16 protein-coding genes are annotated in these 17484 nt (G+C 75.9%); 4 read left to right on the plus strand and 12 right to left on the minus strand.

What is annotated here, in order from left to right; genetic code table 11:
* Positions 1 to 84 precede the first annotated feature (84 nt).
* On the plus strand, positions 85 to 1692 hold the full coding sequence (locus ACUN9U_RS00585; RefSeq protein WP_445482977.1) for an alpha-N-arabinofuranosidase: 1608 nt from the start codon (positions 85 to 87) through the stop codon (positions 1690 to 1692).
* 47 nt (positions 1693 to 1739) lie between these two features.
* Here ACUN9U_RS00585 and ACUN9U_RS00590 read toward each other — a convergent pair whose 3' ends face one another.
* From ACUN9U_RS00590 to ACUN9U_RS00615, 6 genes are all read right to left on the minus strand, one after another.
* Positions 1740 to 2717, minus strand: coding sequence for a TIGR03557 family F420-dependent LLM class oxidoreductase (locus ACUN9U_RS00590; RefSeq protein WP_445483196.1), 978 nt, complete (start codon positions 2715 to 2717; stop codon positions 1740 to 1742).
* Between the two features lie 70 nt (positions 2718 to 2787).
* Positions 2788 to 3468 (minus strand): Maf family protein, encoded by a 681-nt coding sequence (locus ACUN9U_RS00595; protein WP_445482978.1) that lies wholly within the window; start codon positions 3466 to 3468, stop codon positions 2788 to 2790.
* A gap of 80 nt (positions 3469 to 3548) precedes the next feature.
* A complete protein-coding gene (locus ACUN9U_RS00600; protein WP_445482979.1) occupies positions 3549 to 4028 on the minus strand; it encodes a GNAT family N-acetyltransferase in 480 nt (159 codons plus the stop codon).
* 31 nt (positions 4029 to 4059) lie between these two features.
* Entirely contained in the window at positions 4060 to 5406 is a 1347-nt protein-coding gene (locus ACUN9U_RS00605; RefSeq protein WP_445483197.1) for a dicarboxylate/amino acid:cation symporter, read from the minus strand.
* A 444-nt stretch (positions 5407 to 5850) separates the two neighbouring features.
* On the minus strand, positions 5851 to 7584 hold the full coding sequence (locus ACUN9U_RS00610) for a DUF885 domain-containing protein (RefSeq protein ID WP_445482980.1): 1734 nt from the start codon (positions 7582 to 7584) through the stop codon (positions 5851 to 5853).
* Positions 7585 to 7593: 9 nt separating this feature from the next.
* The gene (locus ACUN9U_RS00615; RefSeq protein WP_445482981.1) at positions 7594 to 7902 is read right to left on the minus strand and encodes a hypothetical protein; all 309 of its coding nucleotides are present in this window, start codon (positions 7900 to 7902) and stop codon (positions 7594 to 7596) included.
* Here ACUN9U_RS00615 and ACUN9U_RS00620 point away from each other — a divergent pair.
* Positions 7892 to 8533: a hypothetical protein gene (locus ACUN9U_RS00620; RefSeq protein ID WP_445482982.1), complete on the plus strand. Its 642-nt coding sequence runs from the start codon at positions 7892 to 7894 to the stop codon at positions 8531 to 8533. The genes ACUN9U_RS00615 and ACUN9U_RS00620 overlap by 11 nt on opposite strands.
* Before the next feature lie 92 nt (positions 8534 to 8625).
* On the opposite strand, the gene ACUN9U_RS00625 is transcribed toward ACUN9U_RS00620, so the two are convergent.
* A complete protein-coding gene (locus tag ACUN9U_RS00625) occupies positions 8626 to 9348 on the minus strand; it encodes a PspA/IM30 family protein (protein WP_445482983.1) in 723 nt (240 codons plus the stop codon).
* 191 nt (positions 9349 to 9539) lie between these two features.
* On the opposite strand from ACUN9U_RS00625, the gene ACUN9U_RS00630 reads away from it, so the two are divergent.
* Complete coding sequence (locus tag ACUN9U_RS00630) at positions 9540 to 10076, plus strand: PAS domain-containing protein (protein WP_445482984.1); 537 nt, start codon at positions 9540 to 9542, stop codon at positions 10074 to 10076.
* On the plus strand, positions 10073 to 11041 hold the full coding sequence (locus ACUN9U_RS00635; RefSeq protein ID WP_445482985.1) for a methyl-accepting chemotaxis protein: 969 nt from the start codon (positions 10073 to 10075) through the stop codon (positions 11039 to 11041). Before ACUN9U_RS00630 ends, ACUN9U_RS00635 begins: the two co-directional genes overlap by 4 nt.
* A 90-nt stretch (positions 11042 to 11131) precedes the next feature.
* Here ACUN9U_RS00635 and ACUN9U_RS00640 read toward each other — a convergent pair whose 3' ends face one another.
* The 5 genes from ACUN9U_RS00640 to ACUN9U_RS00660 form a co-directional block, all read right to left on the minus strand.
* Positions 11132 to 12097 carry an SMP-30/gluconolactonase/LRE family protein gene (locus tag ACUN9U_RS00640; RefSeq protein WP_445482986.1) on the minus strand — a complete coding sequence of 322 codons (966 nt, stop codon included), beginning with the start codon at positions 12095 to 12097 and terminating at the stop codon, positions 11132 to 11134.
* Positions 12097 to 14196, minus strand: a complete 2100-nt coding sequence (locus ACUN9U_RS00645) for a TPM domain-containing protein (protein ID WP_445482988.1) — start codon at positions 14194 to 14196, stop codon at positions 12097 to 12099. Before ACUN9U_RS00645 ends, ACUN9U_RS00640 begins: the two co-directional genes overlap by 1 nt.
* Before the next feature lie 156 nt (positions 14197 to 14352).
* Positions 14353 to 14592: an acyl-CoA carboxylase epsilon subunit gene (locus tag ACUN9U_RS00650; protein WP_445482989.1), complete on the minus strand. Its 240-nt coding sequence runs from the start codon at positions 14590 to 14592 to the stop codon at positions 14353 to 14355.
* Complete coding sequence (locus tag ACUN9U_RS00655) at positions 14589 to 16217, minus strand: acyl-CoA carboxylase subunit beta (RefSeq protein ID WP_445482990.1); 1629 nt, start codon at positions 16215 to 16217, stop codon at positions 14589 to 14591. The genes ACUN9U_RS00650 and ACUN9U_RS00655 overlap by 4 nt, the downstream gene beginning before the upstream one ends.
* A gap of 70 nt (positions 16218 to 16287) precedes the next feature.
* Positions 16288 to 17235 carry an SMP-30/gluconolactonase/LRE family protein gene (locus ACUN9U_RS00660; RefSeq protein ID WP_445482991.1) on the minus strand — a complete coding sequence of 316 codons (948 nt, stop codon included), beginning with the start codon at positions 17233 to 17235 and terminating at the stop codon, positions 16288 to 16290.
* Positions 17236 to 17484 lie beyond the last annotated feature (249 nt).

Below are 17484 nucleotides of genomic sequence, written 5' to 3' on the forward strand. Positions count from 1 at the left end.
CCGGGGCGCGCCTTGACAGGGTCGCACCGCTGTTGGTTGTATCGATAAACCACCCTGGTCCGCAACGCTGCACCGAGGAGCCCCGTGAGCACCACCCCCGCCGCCAGCGCGTCCGCCCCCACCACCGTCGAGGGCGTCGTCGACCTCGACCTCCCGGGCCACACCATCAGCCGCCACGTGTACGGCCACTTCTCCGAGCACCTGGGCCGCTGCATCTACGGCGGCTTCTACGTGGGCGAGGGCTCCGACGTCCCCCACGAGGGCGGCATCCGCCTGGACGTGGTGGAGGCGCTGCGCGCCCTGGACATCCCCAACCTGCGCTGGCCGGGCGGCTGCTTCGCGGACGACTACCACTGGAAGGACGGCATCGGCCCGCGCGAGCAGCGCCCGCGCATGGTCAACAGCCACTGGGGCGACGTCGTGGAGGACAACTCCTTCGGCACCCACGAGTTCATGCACCTGTGCGAGCTGCTGGGCACCGAGCCGTACATCAGCGCCAACGTCGGCTCCGGCACCGTCGCCGAGACCAGCGACTGGGTGCAGTACCTCACTCGCGCCGACGACTCGCCCATGGCCGCGCTGCGCCGCGCCAACGGCCGCGACGAGCCGTGGAAGGTCACCTACTGGGGCCTGGGCAACGAGCCGTGGGGCTGCGGCGGCAACATGAGCGCCGAGGCCTACGCCGACCTGGCCCGCCAGTTCGCCACCTACAGCCGCGACATGGGCGACAACAAGCTCTACCGGATCGCCGCCGGCGCCACGAACGCCGACTACCGCTGGACCGAGGTCCTCATGAAGGCCCTTGGCCGCGCCCTGGGCGACGGCGAGGTGCTCGGCCACGGCAACTCGAGCTTCCAGGCGATCTCCTTCCACTGCTACACCGTGCCCGGGCCCTGGGACCACAAGGGCAGCGCGACGCAGTTCGACGTCGACGAGTACTACGCGACCATGGCGCAGGCCCAGCGCGTCGAGTCCGTGCTGGCCGGGCACGCGAAGGTCATGGACGCCTACGACCCGGAGAAGCGCGTCGGCCTGGTGCTCGACGAGTGGGGCACATGGTTCGACGTCGAGCCGGGCACCAACCCCGGCTTCCTCTACCAGCAGAACGCGCTGCGCGACGCGCTGGTCGCCTCGGTGCACTTCGACGGCTTCCACCGCCACGCCGACCGGCTGGTCATGGCCAACATCGCGCAGACCGTCAACGTGCTGCAGGCGATGATCCTCACCGACGAGGAGTCGGGTGCGCTGGTGCTGACCCCCAGCTACCACGTGTTCGAGATGAACAAGGGCCACCAGGACGCAGCGCACCTGGCGGTGCACCTGCGCGGCGCCGCGCCGACGCGCACCGTGCCGGGCGTGGTCGGCATCGGCGGGCACGCGCTGGACCGCAGCGACGTCGAGCTCACCACGGTGTCGGTCTCGGCCAGCACCAAGGACGGCGCTGCGCTCGTGTCGCTGACGAACCTCGACGCGGACGCGCCCGTGACGGTGCGCCTGGACCTGCGGGGCGCCTCCGTGGGCGAGCCGACCGCCCGGCTGCTCACCGCTGACGCGCTGCAGGCGCACAACACCCCCGAGCACATCGACGCCGTGGCCCCGCGCGCCTTCGACGGCGCCCGCGTCGAGGACGGCGTGCTGGTGGTCGACCTGCCCGCGCACTCCTTCGCGACGGTCTCCCTGCCCCTGCTCTGACCCCGCCAGGGTGGCCAGCGCCCATGATCACGCGGGGGCGGCGAGGGTCAGGAGGACGACGACGGGGTGAGCGCCCGGAACGCCGGGATCAGCTCGGAGGACGCGAACTCCAGGAAGCCGTCGGGGTCCGGACCGGCGTTCTGCGCCACGAGGTGGTCGTAGCCGGCGTCGACGAACTGCTGGCCGTTGGCGACGTGCTTGGCCAGGTCCGGTCCGCACGCGAACTGCCCGGCGACGTCGGCCTTGGTGACGAAGGCCGACGCGGCGTCGAAGTTGACGGGGTTGGGCAGCTCGGCCATGACCTTCCAGCCGGTCAGCGCCCAGCGGCTCTTCTCCAGCACCGCCTCGACCGCCTCGTCCTCGGTCTTCGCCCAGGCCAGCGGCACCTCGCCGTACACGGGCCCGGAGCCGCCGTCGCCCTTCCAGGCGCTGACGAAGTCGCCGTCCGGCTCGGTGCCGAACAGGCCGTCGCCGAGGTCGGCGGCCAGCTTCGCCGAGGCCGGGCCGGAGCCGGCGACCGCGATGACCGGCAGCTGCTCGGGCAGGTCGAAGACGCGGGCGTCCTCCAGCTGCAGGTGCTTGCCGGAGTAGGACTGGTAGCCGCCCTGCCACAGCAGGCGGATGATCTCCAGCGCCTCGCGGAAGCGCTCGTGGCGCTCGTGCACGCCGCGGAAGGCGGGCTCGCCGACGACGTGCTCGTTGAGGCGCTCACCCGCGCCGACGCCGAGGGTGAAGCGCCCGTCGGACAGGATCTGCAGCGTGGCCGCGGCCTGCGCCACGATCGCCGGGTGGTACCGGTAGGACGGGCACGTCACGCCGGTGACCAGGCCGATCCGCTCGGTCCTGGCGGCGATGTTCGCGAGCATCGCGAAGGTGAAGCCGGAGTGCCCCTGGCTCTCCAGCCACGGGTGGTAGTGGTCGCTCATCTCGACGAAGTCGAAGCCCGCCTGCTCGGCGGCCACCGCCTGGCGGACGACCTCCTTGGGGTCGAAGGCCTCGGTGGCGAGCTTGTAGCCGACCTTCAGGCCGGAGGGTGCGTGGGTCGCTGACGACATGCGCGCCCCCTACCCACCCGCCCCCTGCCGCAACCGGGTGTCAGGGGCGGAGCGCCCACAGGTCGGTCCAGCGGACGCCGACCTCGCCGAGCAGCTCGCGCAGCAGCGGCAGCCCGATGCCGACGACGGTGTGCGGGTCCCCCTCGACCCCGCGCACGAACGCGCCGCCCAGGCCGTCGAGGGTGAAGGCGCCGGCCACCGCCAGCGGCTCCCCGGTGGCCACGTAGGCCTCCAGCTCGGCGTCGGTGACGTCCGCGAAGTGCACGGTGGTCGAGGCGACGGCGCCGAGCGTGGCCCCGGTGACCGGGCCGTCGTCGTCCTCGCGGGCGTCGACGAGCCAGTGGCCGGTGTGCAGGACGCCGCTGCGCCCGCGCATGCCCTTCCAGCGCTCCAGGGCCTGCGCGGCGTCGGCGGGCTTGCCGAACGCCTGCCCGTCCAGCTCCAGCACCGAGTCGCACCCGACCACGAGGACCCCGCCGTCGGGGGCGCCGTCGGCCTCCTCCCAGCGCGCGGCGACGTCCTCGGCCTTGGCCTTGGCCAGCACGAGGGCGACGTCCTGGGGGTCGGTGACGCCGTAGCGCTCCACGACAGCCGGCTCGTCGACGCCGGAGACCAGCACCAGCGGCTCCACGCCCGCGGCGCGCAGCGTGGCGGCGCGGGCGGGGGAGGCGGAGGCGAGCAGGAGCACGGGGCGCCCGGCGCCCCCGGCAGCAGCAGTCACGTGCGGGGACGCTAGCCGAGCGGGCGGCGCTGGCCGAGCCGGAGCACATCGCCCGAGCCCCTGACGGGCGTCGCGGGCGGTCAGCCCACCCTCTTGGAGAACCACAGCTGGGCGTCGGCGTTGTCGTTGTACGCCGGCACCTCCGCCCAGCCGCTGCGGCGGTAGAGGCGGGTGGCCGCCTCGAGCTCGGAGCGGGTGTCGAGCACCAGCCGGGTGGCGCCGCGGTCCCGCGCCCAGTCCTCCACCGCGGCGAGGAGCCGCGCGCCCAGGCCCAGGCCCCGCGCGGCGGCCGAGACCCACAGCCGCTTGACCTCCACGGCGGGCCCGTCGGCGAGGTCGACGGCGCGGGCGCCGACGCAGCCGACCACCTCCCCGTCCGTGCGCCGCGCCAGCCAGAAGGCGCCCGCGGGGCCGACCAGGTCGCGGTCGGCGTCGGCCGCGAGCTGCCAGGTGGTGCCCATGGCGGCGGAGACGTCGGCGGCGAAGGCAGCGCGCGCCGCCGCCGCCTCGGGGGCGGTCGGCGGCGCGGGCTCGATGACGACCTCGGGGGTGGTGCTCACGGGGCCGCAGTCTCCCGGACGGGCGGTGCTGTCAGCCGCGGGCGGCGGGGGAGCCGCCCGAGCCGGCGCCCACGAGGGCGTCGTCGGTGCCCTGCGCGGCGCGCTGCTCGGCGGCGCGCTCCTCGCCCTCGGACAGGAAGGTCGGCAGGGTGCGGCCGTCGTAGCGCTCGCGGTCGAGGATGCCCTCGCGCTTGGCGACGATGGTCGGCACCAGCGCCTGGCCGGCGACGTTCACCGCGGTGCGGCCCATGTCGAGGATCGGGTCGATGGCCAGCAGCAGGCCCACGCCCGCCAGCGGCAGCCCGAGGGTCGACAGCGTCAGCGTGAGCATCACGGTGGCGCCCGTCAGGCCCGCCGTCGCGGCCGAGCCGACCACGGAGACGAAGGCGATGAGCAGGTAGTCGGTCCAGGACAGGTCCACGCCGAAGAAGCCCGCCACGAAGATCGCGGCGATGGCCGGGTAGATGGCGGCGCAGCCGTCCATCTTGGTGGTCGCGCCGAGCGGCACCGCGAAGCTCGTGTACGCGCGGGGCACGCCGAGGTTGCGCTCGGTGACGCGCTCGGTGACGGGCATGGTGCCCACCGAGGAGCGGGAGACGAAGGCCAGCGAGATCGCCGGCCACGCGCCCGCGAAGAAGCGGCGCACCCCCAGGCCGTGGGCCTTGAGCAGCACCGGGTAGAGCACGAACAGCACCAGCGCCAGGCCGACGTAGACGTCGACGACGAAGACGCCCAGCGGGCTCAGCGCGTCCCAGCCGTAGGTGGCCACGGCGCGGCCGAGCAGTCCGACGGTGCCGAGCGGCGCCAGCCGGATGACCCACCACAGCACCGTCTGGACGACGGCGAGGGCGCTGCGCGCGAAGGCGAGGAAGGGCTCCGCCCTCTCGCCGGTCTTGAGGGCGGCGACGCCGACGGCGATCGCGATGACGATGAGCTGCAGCACGTTGAAGCTCAGCGACGTGGTGGAGCTGACGGCCAGGTCGGCGCCCGCCCCCGTCGTCGTCGTGCTGGTGCTGGCGCCCAGGCCCAGCCAGTTGCTGGGGACGACCCCCTGGAGGAAGTCGAGCCAGGAGCCGGTGCGGCTCGGCTCGGCGGCGGCGTCGGCCGAGACGCCCGAGCGGGTGCCCGGGTCGGTGACCAGGCCGATGGTCAGGCCGATGGCGACCGAGACGGCGGCGGTGATGGCGAACCACAGCAGGGTCTGGCCGGCCAGGCGCGCGGCGCCGGCGACCTGGCGCAGGTTGGCGATGGAGGTGATGACCGCCAGCAGCACCAGCGGCGGCACGAGCGCCACGAGCAGCGTGACGAAGGTCGAGCCGATGGTGTCGAGGGTGGTGACCAGCCAGTTGTCGGGCGCGCCGTCGACGACGGGCCCCATCTGGCGGGCCACCAGGCCGAGGACGACGCCGAGCACGAGGCCGGCGATGACCTGCGCGCCGAACGGGACGCGCCTCAGGCGGGAGAGCGGGGACGACGAGCGCGGGCGCTCGGGCGCCTCGGAGGGCGCGGGGGCAGCAGAGGACACGGGAGCAGCCTTCGGGTCGGGCGACGGGGGCGTGACGGGCGGCCGCTGCGGGCCGTCGGTCAGCGACAGGCGTCGCTCGCGGTGCGCAGGAGGTCGACGTGGAGGCGCCGGGTCAGCTGCTCGCCCCGGCGCCCGCAGGCCTGCCAGGCCTCCCCGTCAGCGCGCACCTGTGACCCAGCACCGTCGCCGCCGGATCTGTTCCCCGAGGCCACCACCTCCCCGTCGTGATCATGGGCGTTCGCCACCCTCGAAGGTGGCGGACGCCCATGATCACGGAGGAGGGTCGGCGCGGGCTGGTCAGGCGGCGAGGGCCTGGCGCAGGACGTCGAGGGGGACCGAGCCGACGTCGAGGGCGCGGCGGTGCCACGCCGCCAGCTCGAACTCCCGGCCCGCCGCCGCGGCGCGCTGCTGGGCCTCGGCGCGCAGCTGCAGCCACACCCGCTCGCCGAGCTTGTACGCCGGCGCCTGCCCGGGCCAGCCCAGGTAGCGCAGGTGCTCGAAGCGCAGGAACTCCTCGGCCTGGAAGGTGTGGCTGGAGAGGAACCGCCAGACCTTCTCGGCGTCCCAGGTCCCACCGCCCAGTTCCGCGGGGGCCTGCAGGCCCAGGTGCAGGCCGATGTCGACGACGACGCGCGCCGCCCGGAACAGCGACCCGTCGAGCATGCCGAGGTGGTCGGCCGGGTCCTCCAGCCAGCCCAGGTCGGACATGAGGCGCTCGGCGTACAGCGCCCACCCCTCGGCGTGGCCGGAGGTGAAGCACATCATCCGGCGCCAGCGGTTCAGCGTGGCCGACCGGTACATGGTCTGCCCGATCTGCAGGTGGTGGCCGGGCACCCCCTCGTGGAAGACGGTGGTGCGCTCGCGCCAGGTGCCGAAGCGCTCCACGCCCGGGGGCACGGACCACCACATGCGCCCGGGACGGGAGAAGTCCTCCGTCGGCGGGGTGTAGTAGATGACGCCGGAGGAGCTCGGGGCGATGCGGCACTCCAGGCGCCGCACCGGCTCGGGGACGTCGAAGTGGGTGCCCGCCAGGGAGGCCATGGCCCTGTCCGACAGCTCCTGCATCCACGCCTGCAGGGCCTCGGTGCCCACCACCTGGCGCTCGGGGTCGGCCTCCAGCAGGGCGATCGCCTCGCGCGTGCTGGCCCCGGGGGAGATGCGCTGCGCGGTGGCGGCCATCTCCGCCTCCAGGCGGGCGACCTCCTCCAGGCCCCAGGCGTACGCCTCGTCGAGGTCGAGGGCGGCGCCCACGTGGTGGCGGCTGAGCAGCGCGTAGTCCTCGCGGCCCACGGCGTCGTCCTGGCGGGCCGCGGGCAGCACGTCCTCGCGCAGGTGGCGCGCCAGGTCGGTGTACGCCTCCTGCGCGGCGCGCACGCCGGCGGCGAGGTCGGCGGCCAGCGCCGCCGACGGGTCGGCGCCGTCCGGGCGGGCGCCGGCGGCGAGGCGGGCGAAGGGCCCGTCGTCGGCCACGAAGCCGTCGACCTGCCCGAGCACGGCCTCGACCTGCCGGCGCGCCGGGGGCCGCCCGGCCGCGAGCGCCGCGGCCAGCGAGGCGCGGTACTGCCCCAGCACGTCGCCGGTGCGGCCCAGGCGGGAGGCGATGGCGGCCCACTGGTCGGCGGTGTCGGTGGGCATGAGGTCGAAGACCTCCTGGGTGCCCTGCACGGGGGAGTCGATGACGTTGAGGACGCCGACGTCGAGGCCGGCGTCGTGCACGGCCACCTCCAGGCCGAGCCTGTCGCGCATGGCCGCGACGGTGACCTCGTCGGTGGCGTCCAGCTCCGCCGACGGGTCGGCGACCAGCGCCTCCAGCGCCCTCAGCGTGCGGCGCGCGTGCTCGGCGCGGGCGCCGATCCCCTCGGGGGAGGCGTCGGTGGGCTCGTCGGTGCGCCCGGGCAGGCCGTACCAGACCCGCATGTCGGGGTCGAGCTCCACGCTCTCGGTGAGGTACCTGTCGGCGAAGGCGTCGACGGCGGAGGGGGTGCGGCTCGGCTGGTCGCCGCCGGGGGTGCGCTCGGTGCTCGCGGTCACCGCCCCACGCTAGGCGGACGCGACGCGGCGCCGCCGCGGGGTGTACACCGGGCTGGTGGAGCTTCCCCGCACCCGCAGCGTGCTCGGCGCCTCGGCGCTGGCCGCCTCGACCTTCGTGCTCGCCGCCTGCTCCGGTGCGGCGCCGACGGCCGCCTCGGCGCCCTCGCCGTCGTCATCGCCGTCATCGTCGGCACCGGCGTCCTCGGCGGAGGGCACGACGACGGCGGGCGCTCCGCCGTCGTCCGCTCCCGGGGCGCCGGGTGCGGGGTGCGCGCCCACCGGAGAGCAGGTGCCGGCGGGCGCGGCGGTGGCGCCCACGGCCGACCTCGACCACGACGGCCGCGCCGACGAGCTGTGGCTGGCCGACTCGACCACCTCCGGCGGCGCGCTGGAGCGGCGGCTGGGGGTGCGCACGGCGTCCGGGGCGGTGTTCTCGACCACCTACAGCTCGGCCTCACCGCAGAGCACGACGGCGATCGGGCAGCGCCTGGACGCCTCCACGAGCGTCGTGCTCCTCAGCGACGGCCGGCAGGTGCCGCTGTACGCCGTCGTCACCGGCAGCGGCGCAGGCACCGGCGCAGGAGCGTGCCAGCTGGTGCCGTCGCAGAACGCCCAGGGGCAGCAGTACGCCTTCGACCTGGGGTTCACCGGGTACGGCAGCGGTGTCGCGTGCGTGCCCGCCGACGGCTCCGGCAGTGCCGACCCGGCCGCGGACCTTGCCCTGTACGGGCTGCTCGTCACCGGCGGCGGCGCCGAGGGTGACCTGCCGGGCATCCGGCGCACCCGCATCGAGCTGTCCGACGGCGGCCGCCAGGCGCGCAACGGGCCCACCGACGCCCCGGCGGAGCTGCAGGGGATCAACCCGGAGGGACCGCAGGTCGCTGCGGCGCGCCAGGTGCGCTGCGGCGACCAGGGCCCGGACACCGCGGTGGCCGAGCCCGCCTCCTGAGCCCACCCCCGGAACCGCAGCCGAGCGCCCGGCTGCGGTCCGCGGGAGCCGGGAACCGCGACCGGGCGCCCGGTTGCGACGAGGGGTGGTGGTCAGTCGGTGGAGGTGCCGCCCTTGAGCGCGGCCAGGCGCAGCTCGACCTCGGTGACGTCGCCCTCGGCCTCGAGCGCCTCGAACTGCGCGTCCAGGCTGGAGGCGGCCAGCTCCTCCTGCCCCCGCACGCGCGCCTCCTCGCGGCGCACCTTCTCCTCGAAGCGGGAGACCTCGCTGGTGGGGTCCATGAGGTCGACGGCCTTGACCGCGTCGTGCACCTGCGACTGCGCGGCGGCCATGCGGGAGCGCGCCACCAGCTCGTCCCGCTTGCCCCTCAGCTCCTCCAGCTTGCGGCGCATGCCCTCCAGGCCGGTCTTGAGCTTCTCGACCACCTCGGTGCGCGAGGCGATCTGCGGCTCGAAGCCCTTGGCCTGGCCCTCGGCGTCGATCTGGCGCTGCAGGGCCACCCGCGCGAGGTGGTCGAACCTGTCGGCCTCGGAGGCGTTGCCCTCCCCGCGCAGGGAGTCGGCCTTGCGGCTGGCGGCTGCCGCCTTGCCGCCCCACTCCCTGGCCGTGGCGACGGCCTCGGCGTGGTCGTCCTCCATGAGGCGCAGGTCGCCGATGGTCTGCGCCACCGACTGCTCGGCCTCGCGGATGGCCTGCGTGTAGTCGCGGACCATCTGGTCGAGCATCTTCTGGGGGTCCTCGGCCTGGTCGATCAGGGCGTTGATGTTCGCCCTGACCAGCTGCCCGACCCGTCCCAGCAGCGACTGCTGCGCCATGCCAGCTCCCACCTCGCGCCTGCCCTGCCGCGGCTGCGGCGGGCCACGCCGCCAGCATGGCCGACGCGGTGGCACCCCCGCCAGGCAGGGCCCGCGCCCGGTTCGGGACCAAGGTCCCGACCTGCGCCGCGCAGCGGTCTCCTGCCCCGCGGGGGCTCCAGCCGCGGGCACGACCTGCCGATCACTGCTGCATGCCACGTCCTTCAGGGGTCGAGCGGACGCTGGGACCGGACGAGCTCATCGTGAGCAAGACGGACCTGCAGGGCCGCATCACCTACGCCAACGAGTCCTTCCTGCGCATCGGCGCGTTCACCGAGAGCCAGGTGATCGGCCAGCCGCACAACATCATCCGCCACCCGGAGATGCCCCGGGCGGTCTTCAAGCTGCTCTGGGACACGGTGCAGGCCCGCCAGGAGCTGTTCGCCTACGTGGTGAACCTCGCCGCCGACGGCGCGCACTACTGGGTGCTCGCGCACGTCACGCCGTCCTTCGACGCCTCCGGCGCGGTGGTGGGCTACCACTCCAACCGCCGCAGCCCGCACCCGCAGGCGCTGGCGGCCATCAAGCCGCTGTACGCCCGGGTCCTGGCCGAGGAGTCCAAGCACTCCGGCGCCCGCGCCGCCACCGCGGCGGGCGCCGCGCTGCTGGCGCAGGAGGTCTCCAGCGCGCACGGGTCCTACGACGAGTTCGTGTGGTCCCTCGAGCCGCAGCTGGCGGGTGCCCGGTGAGCCCGGTCTTCCGCCGCGGCGCGGCAGCCGCGACGGCCGCCGAGGAGCTCGCCGTCCACCGCGCCCTGCTCGCCGAGGTGCGCCGCACCTGCCGCGCCGTCGCCTCCGGTGACCTCGAGGCCCGCGTGCGCTCCGTCCCCGGCCTGGACGGGGCCGCCGACGCCACCGACCTCACCGCGCTGCGCAACGAGGTCAACGCCGCCCTGGACGTGACGGACGCCTTCGTCCGCGAGTCCAGCGCGTCCCTGACCGCCGCCGCCGAGGGCCGCTTCCACCGCCGCTTCCTGCTGCGGGGCATGCCGGGCTCCTTCCGCACGGCAGCGGTCACCATCAACGGCGGCGGTGACGCCGTCCGCCGCGCCGCGGAGGAGGTCGCCAGCGCCGGCACCGCCCGCCTGGCGCTGGCCGAGGAGTTCGAGGCCTCCGCGGTCTCCACCACCCGCGAGGTCGGCGCCGCCACGCAGGTGCTCAGCGCCGCCGCGGCCCAGGCGACCTCCTCGGCGCAGCACGCCGCCGACGAGGCGGACGTCGCCCGCCGCACCATGGAGGACCTGTCCGCCTCCTCGGACCAGATCCGCGAGGTGGTGGCCGTCATCGACTCCATCGCCTCCCAGACCCGGCTGCTGGCGCTCAACGCCACCATCGAGGCGGCGCGCGCGGGGGAGGCCGGCAAGGGCTTCTCCGTGGTCGCCTCGGAGGTCAAGGACCTGGCCGACCAGACCGGGCGCGCCACCGAGCAGGTCACGCAGCAGGTCGAGGCCGTGCAGGCCGCCAGCGGCTCCGCCGTCGCCGTCATCACGCGGGTGGTCGAGACCATCGCGCAGATGAGCGAGGTCATCGCCGACATGGCGACCTCGGTCGACGGCGGCGACAGCGCCACCTCCGGGCGCGTGCGCGGCCTGTCCGACACCGCCCGCCAGCTCGAGGCCCAGGTGGTCGAGCTGCTCAGCGGCATGCGCCGCTGACCCGCGGCCTTCCTGCCGCGCAGGGGTGGCGGACGCCCATGATCACGGTGATCATGGGCGTCCGCCACCTGCGGCTGCGCCCGCGCCGGCTCAGCGGGGCTCGGCGCCCCGCACGGCCGTGGCGATCCGGTACAGCGACGTCGAGGCGGTGACGTAGAGGTCCTGCCCCCCGGAGGCGTTCCGCGGCCCGAAGCAGCAGTTGGAGACCTTCTCCGGCACCGCGACCCGCCCGATGAGCTCACCGCTGGGGGCCAGCACGAGCACGGCGTCCTCGCTGGAGCACCACAGGCGCCCTCCGGTGTCCACGCGGAACCCGTCCACGACGCCCCGCTCGCACACGTGCAGCACGGCGCCGCCGGTCAGGCGCCGCCGGCCGTCGTCACCGACGACGACGTCGAAGGCGCGCACGTGGTGGGCGCTGTCGCCGGCGCGGTCGCTGATCATCCCGGTGTCGGCCACGTACAGGCGGTCCTCGCCGGGGGAGAACGCCAGCCCGTTGGGCTGCTCGAGGTCCGTGGCCACGGCCTCCAGCTCGCCGTCGGGGTCGAGCCGGAAGACGTGGCAGCCGCCGTACTCCCGCTCGCCCGGGTGGCCCTCGCCGGGCTGGAACAGCCCGTACGTCGGGTCGGTGAACCACACCGACCCGCGCGCGTCGACGACGACGTCGTTGGGGGAGTTCAGCCGCCGCCCGCGCCAGGAGCCGACCAGCTCGGTCACCACCGGCTCGCCGCCCGGCCCGGGTCGCTCGAGCTCCACCCGGCGCCGCCCGTGGGAGCACTGCACCACCCCGCCGCCCGGCCAGCGGGTGCGCCCGTTGGTGTGCTCCACGCCGGTGCGGTGCACGCCGCTGGCCCCGGTGGCGGGCTCGTAGAACAGGACCCGGTCGCCCGGGATGTCGCTGAACCTCACGACGCCGCCGTCGCCCTCGTCCGGCAGCCACACCGGGCCCTCGGTCCAGGTGGAGCCGCCCACCAGGTGCTCCAGCTGCGCCCCGGGCGCCAGCAGGGGCAGCAGGGCCTCGTCGACCCCGCCGGAGTCGTGGGCACCGGTGACCATCAGAAGCTCCCCCCGCCGCCGAACGACCCGCCACCGCCGCCGAAGCCGCCGCCCCCGCCGAAGCCGCCGCCCCCGCCCCAGCTGCCGCTGCCGCCGAAGCCGCCGCTGCGCCCGCCTCCGCCGCCGGACAGGATCCCGCCGAGGATGCCGCCGATGACGGCGCCCTCGAAGGAGCCGCTGCTGCCGTAGCGCTGCCCGGAGCGGTACCCGCCGCCGCTGCTCCAGCCCGACCAGGAGTCGAGGTCGTCGTCGGCGCGCTGCTGGGCCCGCTCGGCCATGGCGTCGGCCTGCTGCGCGGCCGCCAGGGCCCGCACCGGGTCCGTCCCGGCGAGGTGCTCGGCCGTGGCCAGCTGCTCCTCCGCGCCCGCCAGCAGCGCCCGCGCCTGCCCGCCGACGGCGCCGCGGCGGGTGCGCAGCAGCGCCCGCGCGGCCTTGACCTCTGCGCGGGCCGCGGGCAGCGCCTGCTCGAGCTGCGCGCGGGCGCGGGCGGTGCGCTGCCCCTCCTCGCGGGCGCCGGCCAGCGCCCTGTCGAGGGCGGCGTCGGCCTCGTGCACGCGGCGCAGCGCGGTCTGCGGGTCGCGGGCGCCCTCGCCGCGGGCCGCGGAGGTCGCCTGCTCGGCGCGCCCGACGGCGCCGGCCAGGTCGCCGGAGGCGGCGCCGCGGGCCCCCGAGCCCAGCACCGCGCGCGCCTCGGCGAGGTCGGCCTCCAGCTCGGCCACCGCCCGCGGCAGCGCGTCCACCGACTGCTGCAGGTCGCGCCCGAGCACGTCCACCGCCTCCAGGAGCTCCCCGGCCTGGCGCAGCGCGTCGCGGACCGCCTGCACGGCCACGGCCGCCTCGCCCTCGGCGCCAGCAGCGCGGCGCTCGCGGGCGGTGGCCAGCTGCTGGCCGGCCAGGTCGAGCAGCCGGGAGGCCTGCTCGTCGTCGTCCTCGACGCTGGACAGGGCGTACGGCGCGTACCGCGAGCGCAGGTCGGCCAGCTGGCGGCGGGTGGCGGGCAGGCGCTCGGCGAGGCGGGCGCGGTCGGCCTCCAGGGCGGGCAGCAGCTCGGGCAGGCGGCGCTGCAGGTCGCGCAGCTGCTCGAAGGCCTCGGCCTGCTCGTCCAGGGCGGCGTCGGCGGCACGGGCGTGCTGCAGCTGCTGGGTGAGCAGGGCGCGGCGGGCGTCGTCGTCCAGCGGCCTGCCGTCACCGGACCCGGAGGGGTCGGCCAGGCGGCGCTGGAGGGCGAAGGCCTGCGCCAGCTCGGCGCGGGCCCTCTCGACGGCGGCGACGAAGGGGGCGACCGCCGCGTCCCCGAACTCCGCGCGGGCGAAGCCGAGCTCGGCGTCGGAGGCGTCCAGGGCGTCGTCGGCGGCGACCACCGCGGCCGCCGCCTGCCGCTCCAGCTCGGGCAGCGGCACGGGGGGCGCCTGCGGGGGGCCGCCGGGTGCACCGCTGCCGCCCGGGCCGCCGGACCGGCCCGCGCGCCGGCGCCGGCGGGCGGCGCCGGCGATGAGGCTCAGCACGAGCAGGCCCAGGCCGAGCACCAGCACGATCCCGACGATCGCGAGGCCCACGGGGAAGCCCGAGCCGCTCGAGCCGCTCCCGCCCGAGCCGTCCGAGCCGTCCGAGCCGGAGCCGTCGGCGGCGCGGCCGAGGCCGTTGACCGCCGCCGTCACCGCGCCGTCCCAGTCGCTGTCCGCGAGCCGCGGCCTGACGTCGTCGGTCATGACGGCGTCGACCTGGGACTGGCTCAGCCGGCCGCCCTCGAAGCCCTCGTAGCCGAAGGAGCGCTCCTGCACCGCGACGGCGAGCAGCACGTCGCTGCCGCTCAGGCCGCTGCGCTGCGCGGTCTCCCGCGCCCACGCCGGGCCGTCCTGGCCGTCGAAACTGTCCACGAAGACGACGAACAGGTCGATGCCGGCGGCGTCGCGCAGGGCCTCCAGCTGCTGCTGGGCGGCGGCCTCGTCGAGCACGCCGGCGGTGTCGGTGATCGCGCTGTCGAGCCGCTGCGGCGGCTCGGCCAGCGCCGGCGCGGCCAGCCACACCGAGCAGGCCAGCGAGCACACCAGGGCGAGGACGGCGGCCGTCAGGCTGCGCGCGGGGGCGGTGCGGGGCACGCGCCGATCCTCCCGTGGCCGGGCGCGGGCCGTCCACGGGGCTCCCGTCCCGCCCGACCGTCCGGGCGTCGTCGCCCTGTCAGCCTCGTGGGCCCAGGGTGGCCCCGGTCCACTCCCACGGGACCAGGGCCACCCTGAGCCCAGCGGGGTGGGGCGTCAGCGGCGCCAGGCGGCGGCGCGCCAGGCGCCGGGGCCCGGTGCGGGCGGCACGCGCAGCAGCGTGGCCCGGTCGGCCCACAGGTCCGGGCCCGGGTCGGGCTCGACGGCCGCGCTGCGCACCGAGGCCGCCGCCGCCAGCGCGGCCACCAGCGCCACGACCTCCTCCTCGGTCGGCCCGCCGGCGACGACCTTGACGACGTCGTCCTCGGCGGGACCGCTCTGGCCGAGCACGCTCACAGCGGGATGTTCCCGTGCTTCTTGGCGGGCAGCTGCTCGCGCTTGGTGCGCAGCGCCCGCAGCGCCCGCACCACGTGGGCGCGGGTCTGGGAGGGCTCGATGACGTCGTCGACGTAGCCGCGCTCGGCCGCGACGTAGGGGTTGGCCAGGCGCTCCTCGTACTCCTCCACCAGCCCCGCGCGCACGGCGGCGACGTCGTGGCCCTGCTCGGCGGCGGCGCCCAGGGTGCGCCGGTGCACGATCTCGACGGCGCCCTGCGCGCCCATGACCGCGATCTGCGCGGTGGGCCAGGCGAGGTTGACGTCGGCGCCGAGGTGCTTGGAGCCCATGACGATGTACGCCCCGCCGAACGCCTTGCGCGTGATCACCGTGATCTTGGGGACGGTGGCCTCGGCGTAGGCGTACAGCAGCTTGGCGCCGCGGCGGATGATCCCGTTCCACTCCTGCTCGGTGCCCGGCAGGAACCCGGGGGTGTCCACCAGCGTGATGACCGGGACGCCGAACGCGTCGCACAGCCGCACGAAGCGCGCGGCCTTCTCGGAGGCGTCGATGTCCAGGGTCCCCGCCAACCGCGCGGGCTGGTTGGCGACGACGCCGACCGAGTGCCCCTCCACGCGCCCGAACCCGACCACCACGTTGGGGGCGAACAGGTCCTGCACCTCCAGCAGCTCCCCGTCGTCCAGGACGTGCGCGATGACCTCGTGCACGTCGTAGGGGACGTTGGCGGAGTCCGGCACGAGCGCGTCGAGCTCGAGGTCGGCGTCGGTGACCAGCAGCGGGTCGGTGTCGTCGAGCGGCGCGAAGACGGGCGGCTCGGACAGGTTGTTGCTGGGCAGGTGCGCCAGCCAGTCCTTGACCCAGGTGATGGCGTCGTCCTCGCTCGGCGCCATGTGGTGGGCCACGCCGGAGACGGCGTTGTGCGTGTGCGCGCCGCCGAGCTCCTCCATGGCGACGTCCTCACCGGTGACGGTGCGGATGACGTCCGGGCCGGTGACGAACATGTGCGAGGTCCCCTCGACCATCACCACGGCGTCGGTGATGGCGGGGGAGTACACGGCGCCGCCGGCGCACGGGCCCATGATCAGGGAGACCTGGGGGACGACGCCGGAGCCGCGCACGTTGCGCCAGAAGATGTCGCCGTACCCGGCCAGGGAGGAGACGCCCTCCTGGATGCGGGCGCCGCCGGAGTCGTTGATGCCGATCACCGGGCAGCCCACGCGCAGCGCGTGGTCCATGACCTTGACGATCTTGGAGGCGTGCACCTCGCCGAGGGAGCCGCCGGAGACGGTGAAGTCCTGGGAGTAGACGACGACGGGGCGCCCGTCCACCGTGCCGTGCCCGGCGACCACGCCGTCCGTCGGCGGCCGGTCGGTGCTCCCCGCGGCGGGGTCGCCGAACAGCGCGCGCGAGTGCGCGCCCACCTCCACGAAGCTGCCCTCGTCGAGCAGCGCCTCCAGGCGCTCGCGGGCGGTGCGCTTGCCCTTGGCGTGCTGGCGCTCCACGGCGCGCGCCGAGCCGGGCTGCAGGGTGGCCTCGCGGCGGGCGCGGGCGTCCGCCAGCTTGCCCGCGGTCGTGCGCAGGTCGGGCCCGGAGGTGGTCGAGGGGCCGCCGTCGGTCGTGGTCACCCCGCGAGGGTAGCCACGCCCCCGGCGCGGCCGACGTGCGTCGGCCAGCGCCGTCCGCCGTCGGCCGCCGTCAGCCGTCGTAGCGCAGCGGTGGGAGTGCGGCCACGGCGACGGGCAGGGCGAACACCGAGCCCGACGCCGGGTGGGCCTCCAGGTCGATCCCCTGCGTGGACGTCGTGACGTACAGGACCGCGCCCCCGGAGGGCCCGGCGCCGTCGTCCCCGGTGCCGTCGTCCCCGGCCGCGGTGCCGCCGAGGGTGCAGGCGGTGACCCCGGGGACGCCGACCTCCACGCGCTCGCTCAGGGCGCCGTCCGCGTCGAGCCGGACGACGGCGCCGGCACCGTTCAGCGCCACCCACACGCCGCCCTCGGCGTCGACCACCAGGCCGTCGGGCACGCCGCCCACCTCCCCGCCGAGCACGTCGGCCAGGCGCACCCACGGCTCCCTGCCGAGCACCTCGCCCGTGCCCGGCTCGACGTGCAGCAGCGAGACCTCACCCGATGGCGAGTCGACGTGGTAGGCCCGCTGCCCGTCGGGCGACCAGCCGAGCCCGTTGGGGATGGTCAGGCCCTCGAGCGCGGGGTGGGCGCTGCCGTCGGGATCCAGGCGCCAGAGCACGCCCACCGGCTGCTCGGCCTTCGAGCTTCCGCCGTAGGCCATCGACCCGCAGAAGAACCGGCCCTGCGGGTCGCACCCGCCCTCGTTGAAGCGCAGGTCGGGGTCGTCCCACAGCGGGGTGAGCATGCGCGGCTCCTCGCGGCCGGCGAGCAGGTCGTCGACGCTGGAGAACAGGGCGAAGCGGCGCCGGGCGGCCACCACCCAGCCGCCCTGCCGGCGCGGTCGCACGCAGGCGAGCGCATCCGCGACGTGGTGCTTCGAGGACTCCCCGCCCGGGGTGACGGCGAGCAGGTCGCCCTGCTCCAGGTCGACGGCGAGCAGGCGCCCGCCGTCGGCGTCCCACACGGGGCCCTCCCCGTGCTCGGCGATGGGGTCGGTCAGCTGCTGCGCGGTGGGCACCCCTGGACGCTAGGGGAGCCGCGCGGCGCCCGCCCGCGCGGTGCCCGCCCGCGGGGCCAGCCGGGGACCGCGGGGCCGGCCGGGGACCGCGGGGCCTTCGCACCCGGCTGGCGTCTTGGTGAGTCCAGGGGCGCCCCACCGGGCCCTCGGGCGATCGGCCCCTTCAGCGTGACGAGGTGGTCACGCTGAAGGGGCCGATCCTCCGAGCAGGCAGGAGGGCCAGTCGGGCCAGTCGGGCCAGTCGGGCCA

The organism is Quadrisphaera sp. KR29, from assembly GCF_052644995.1.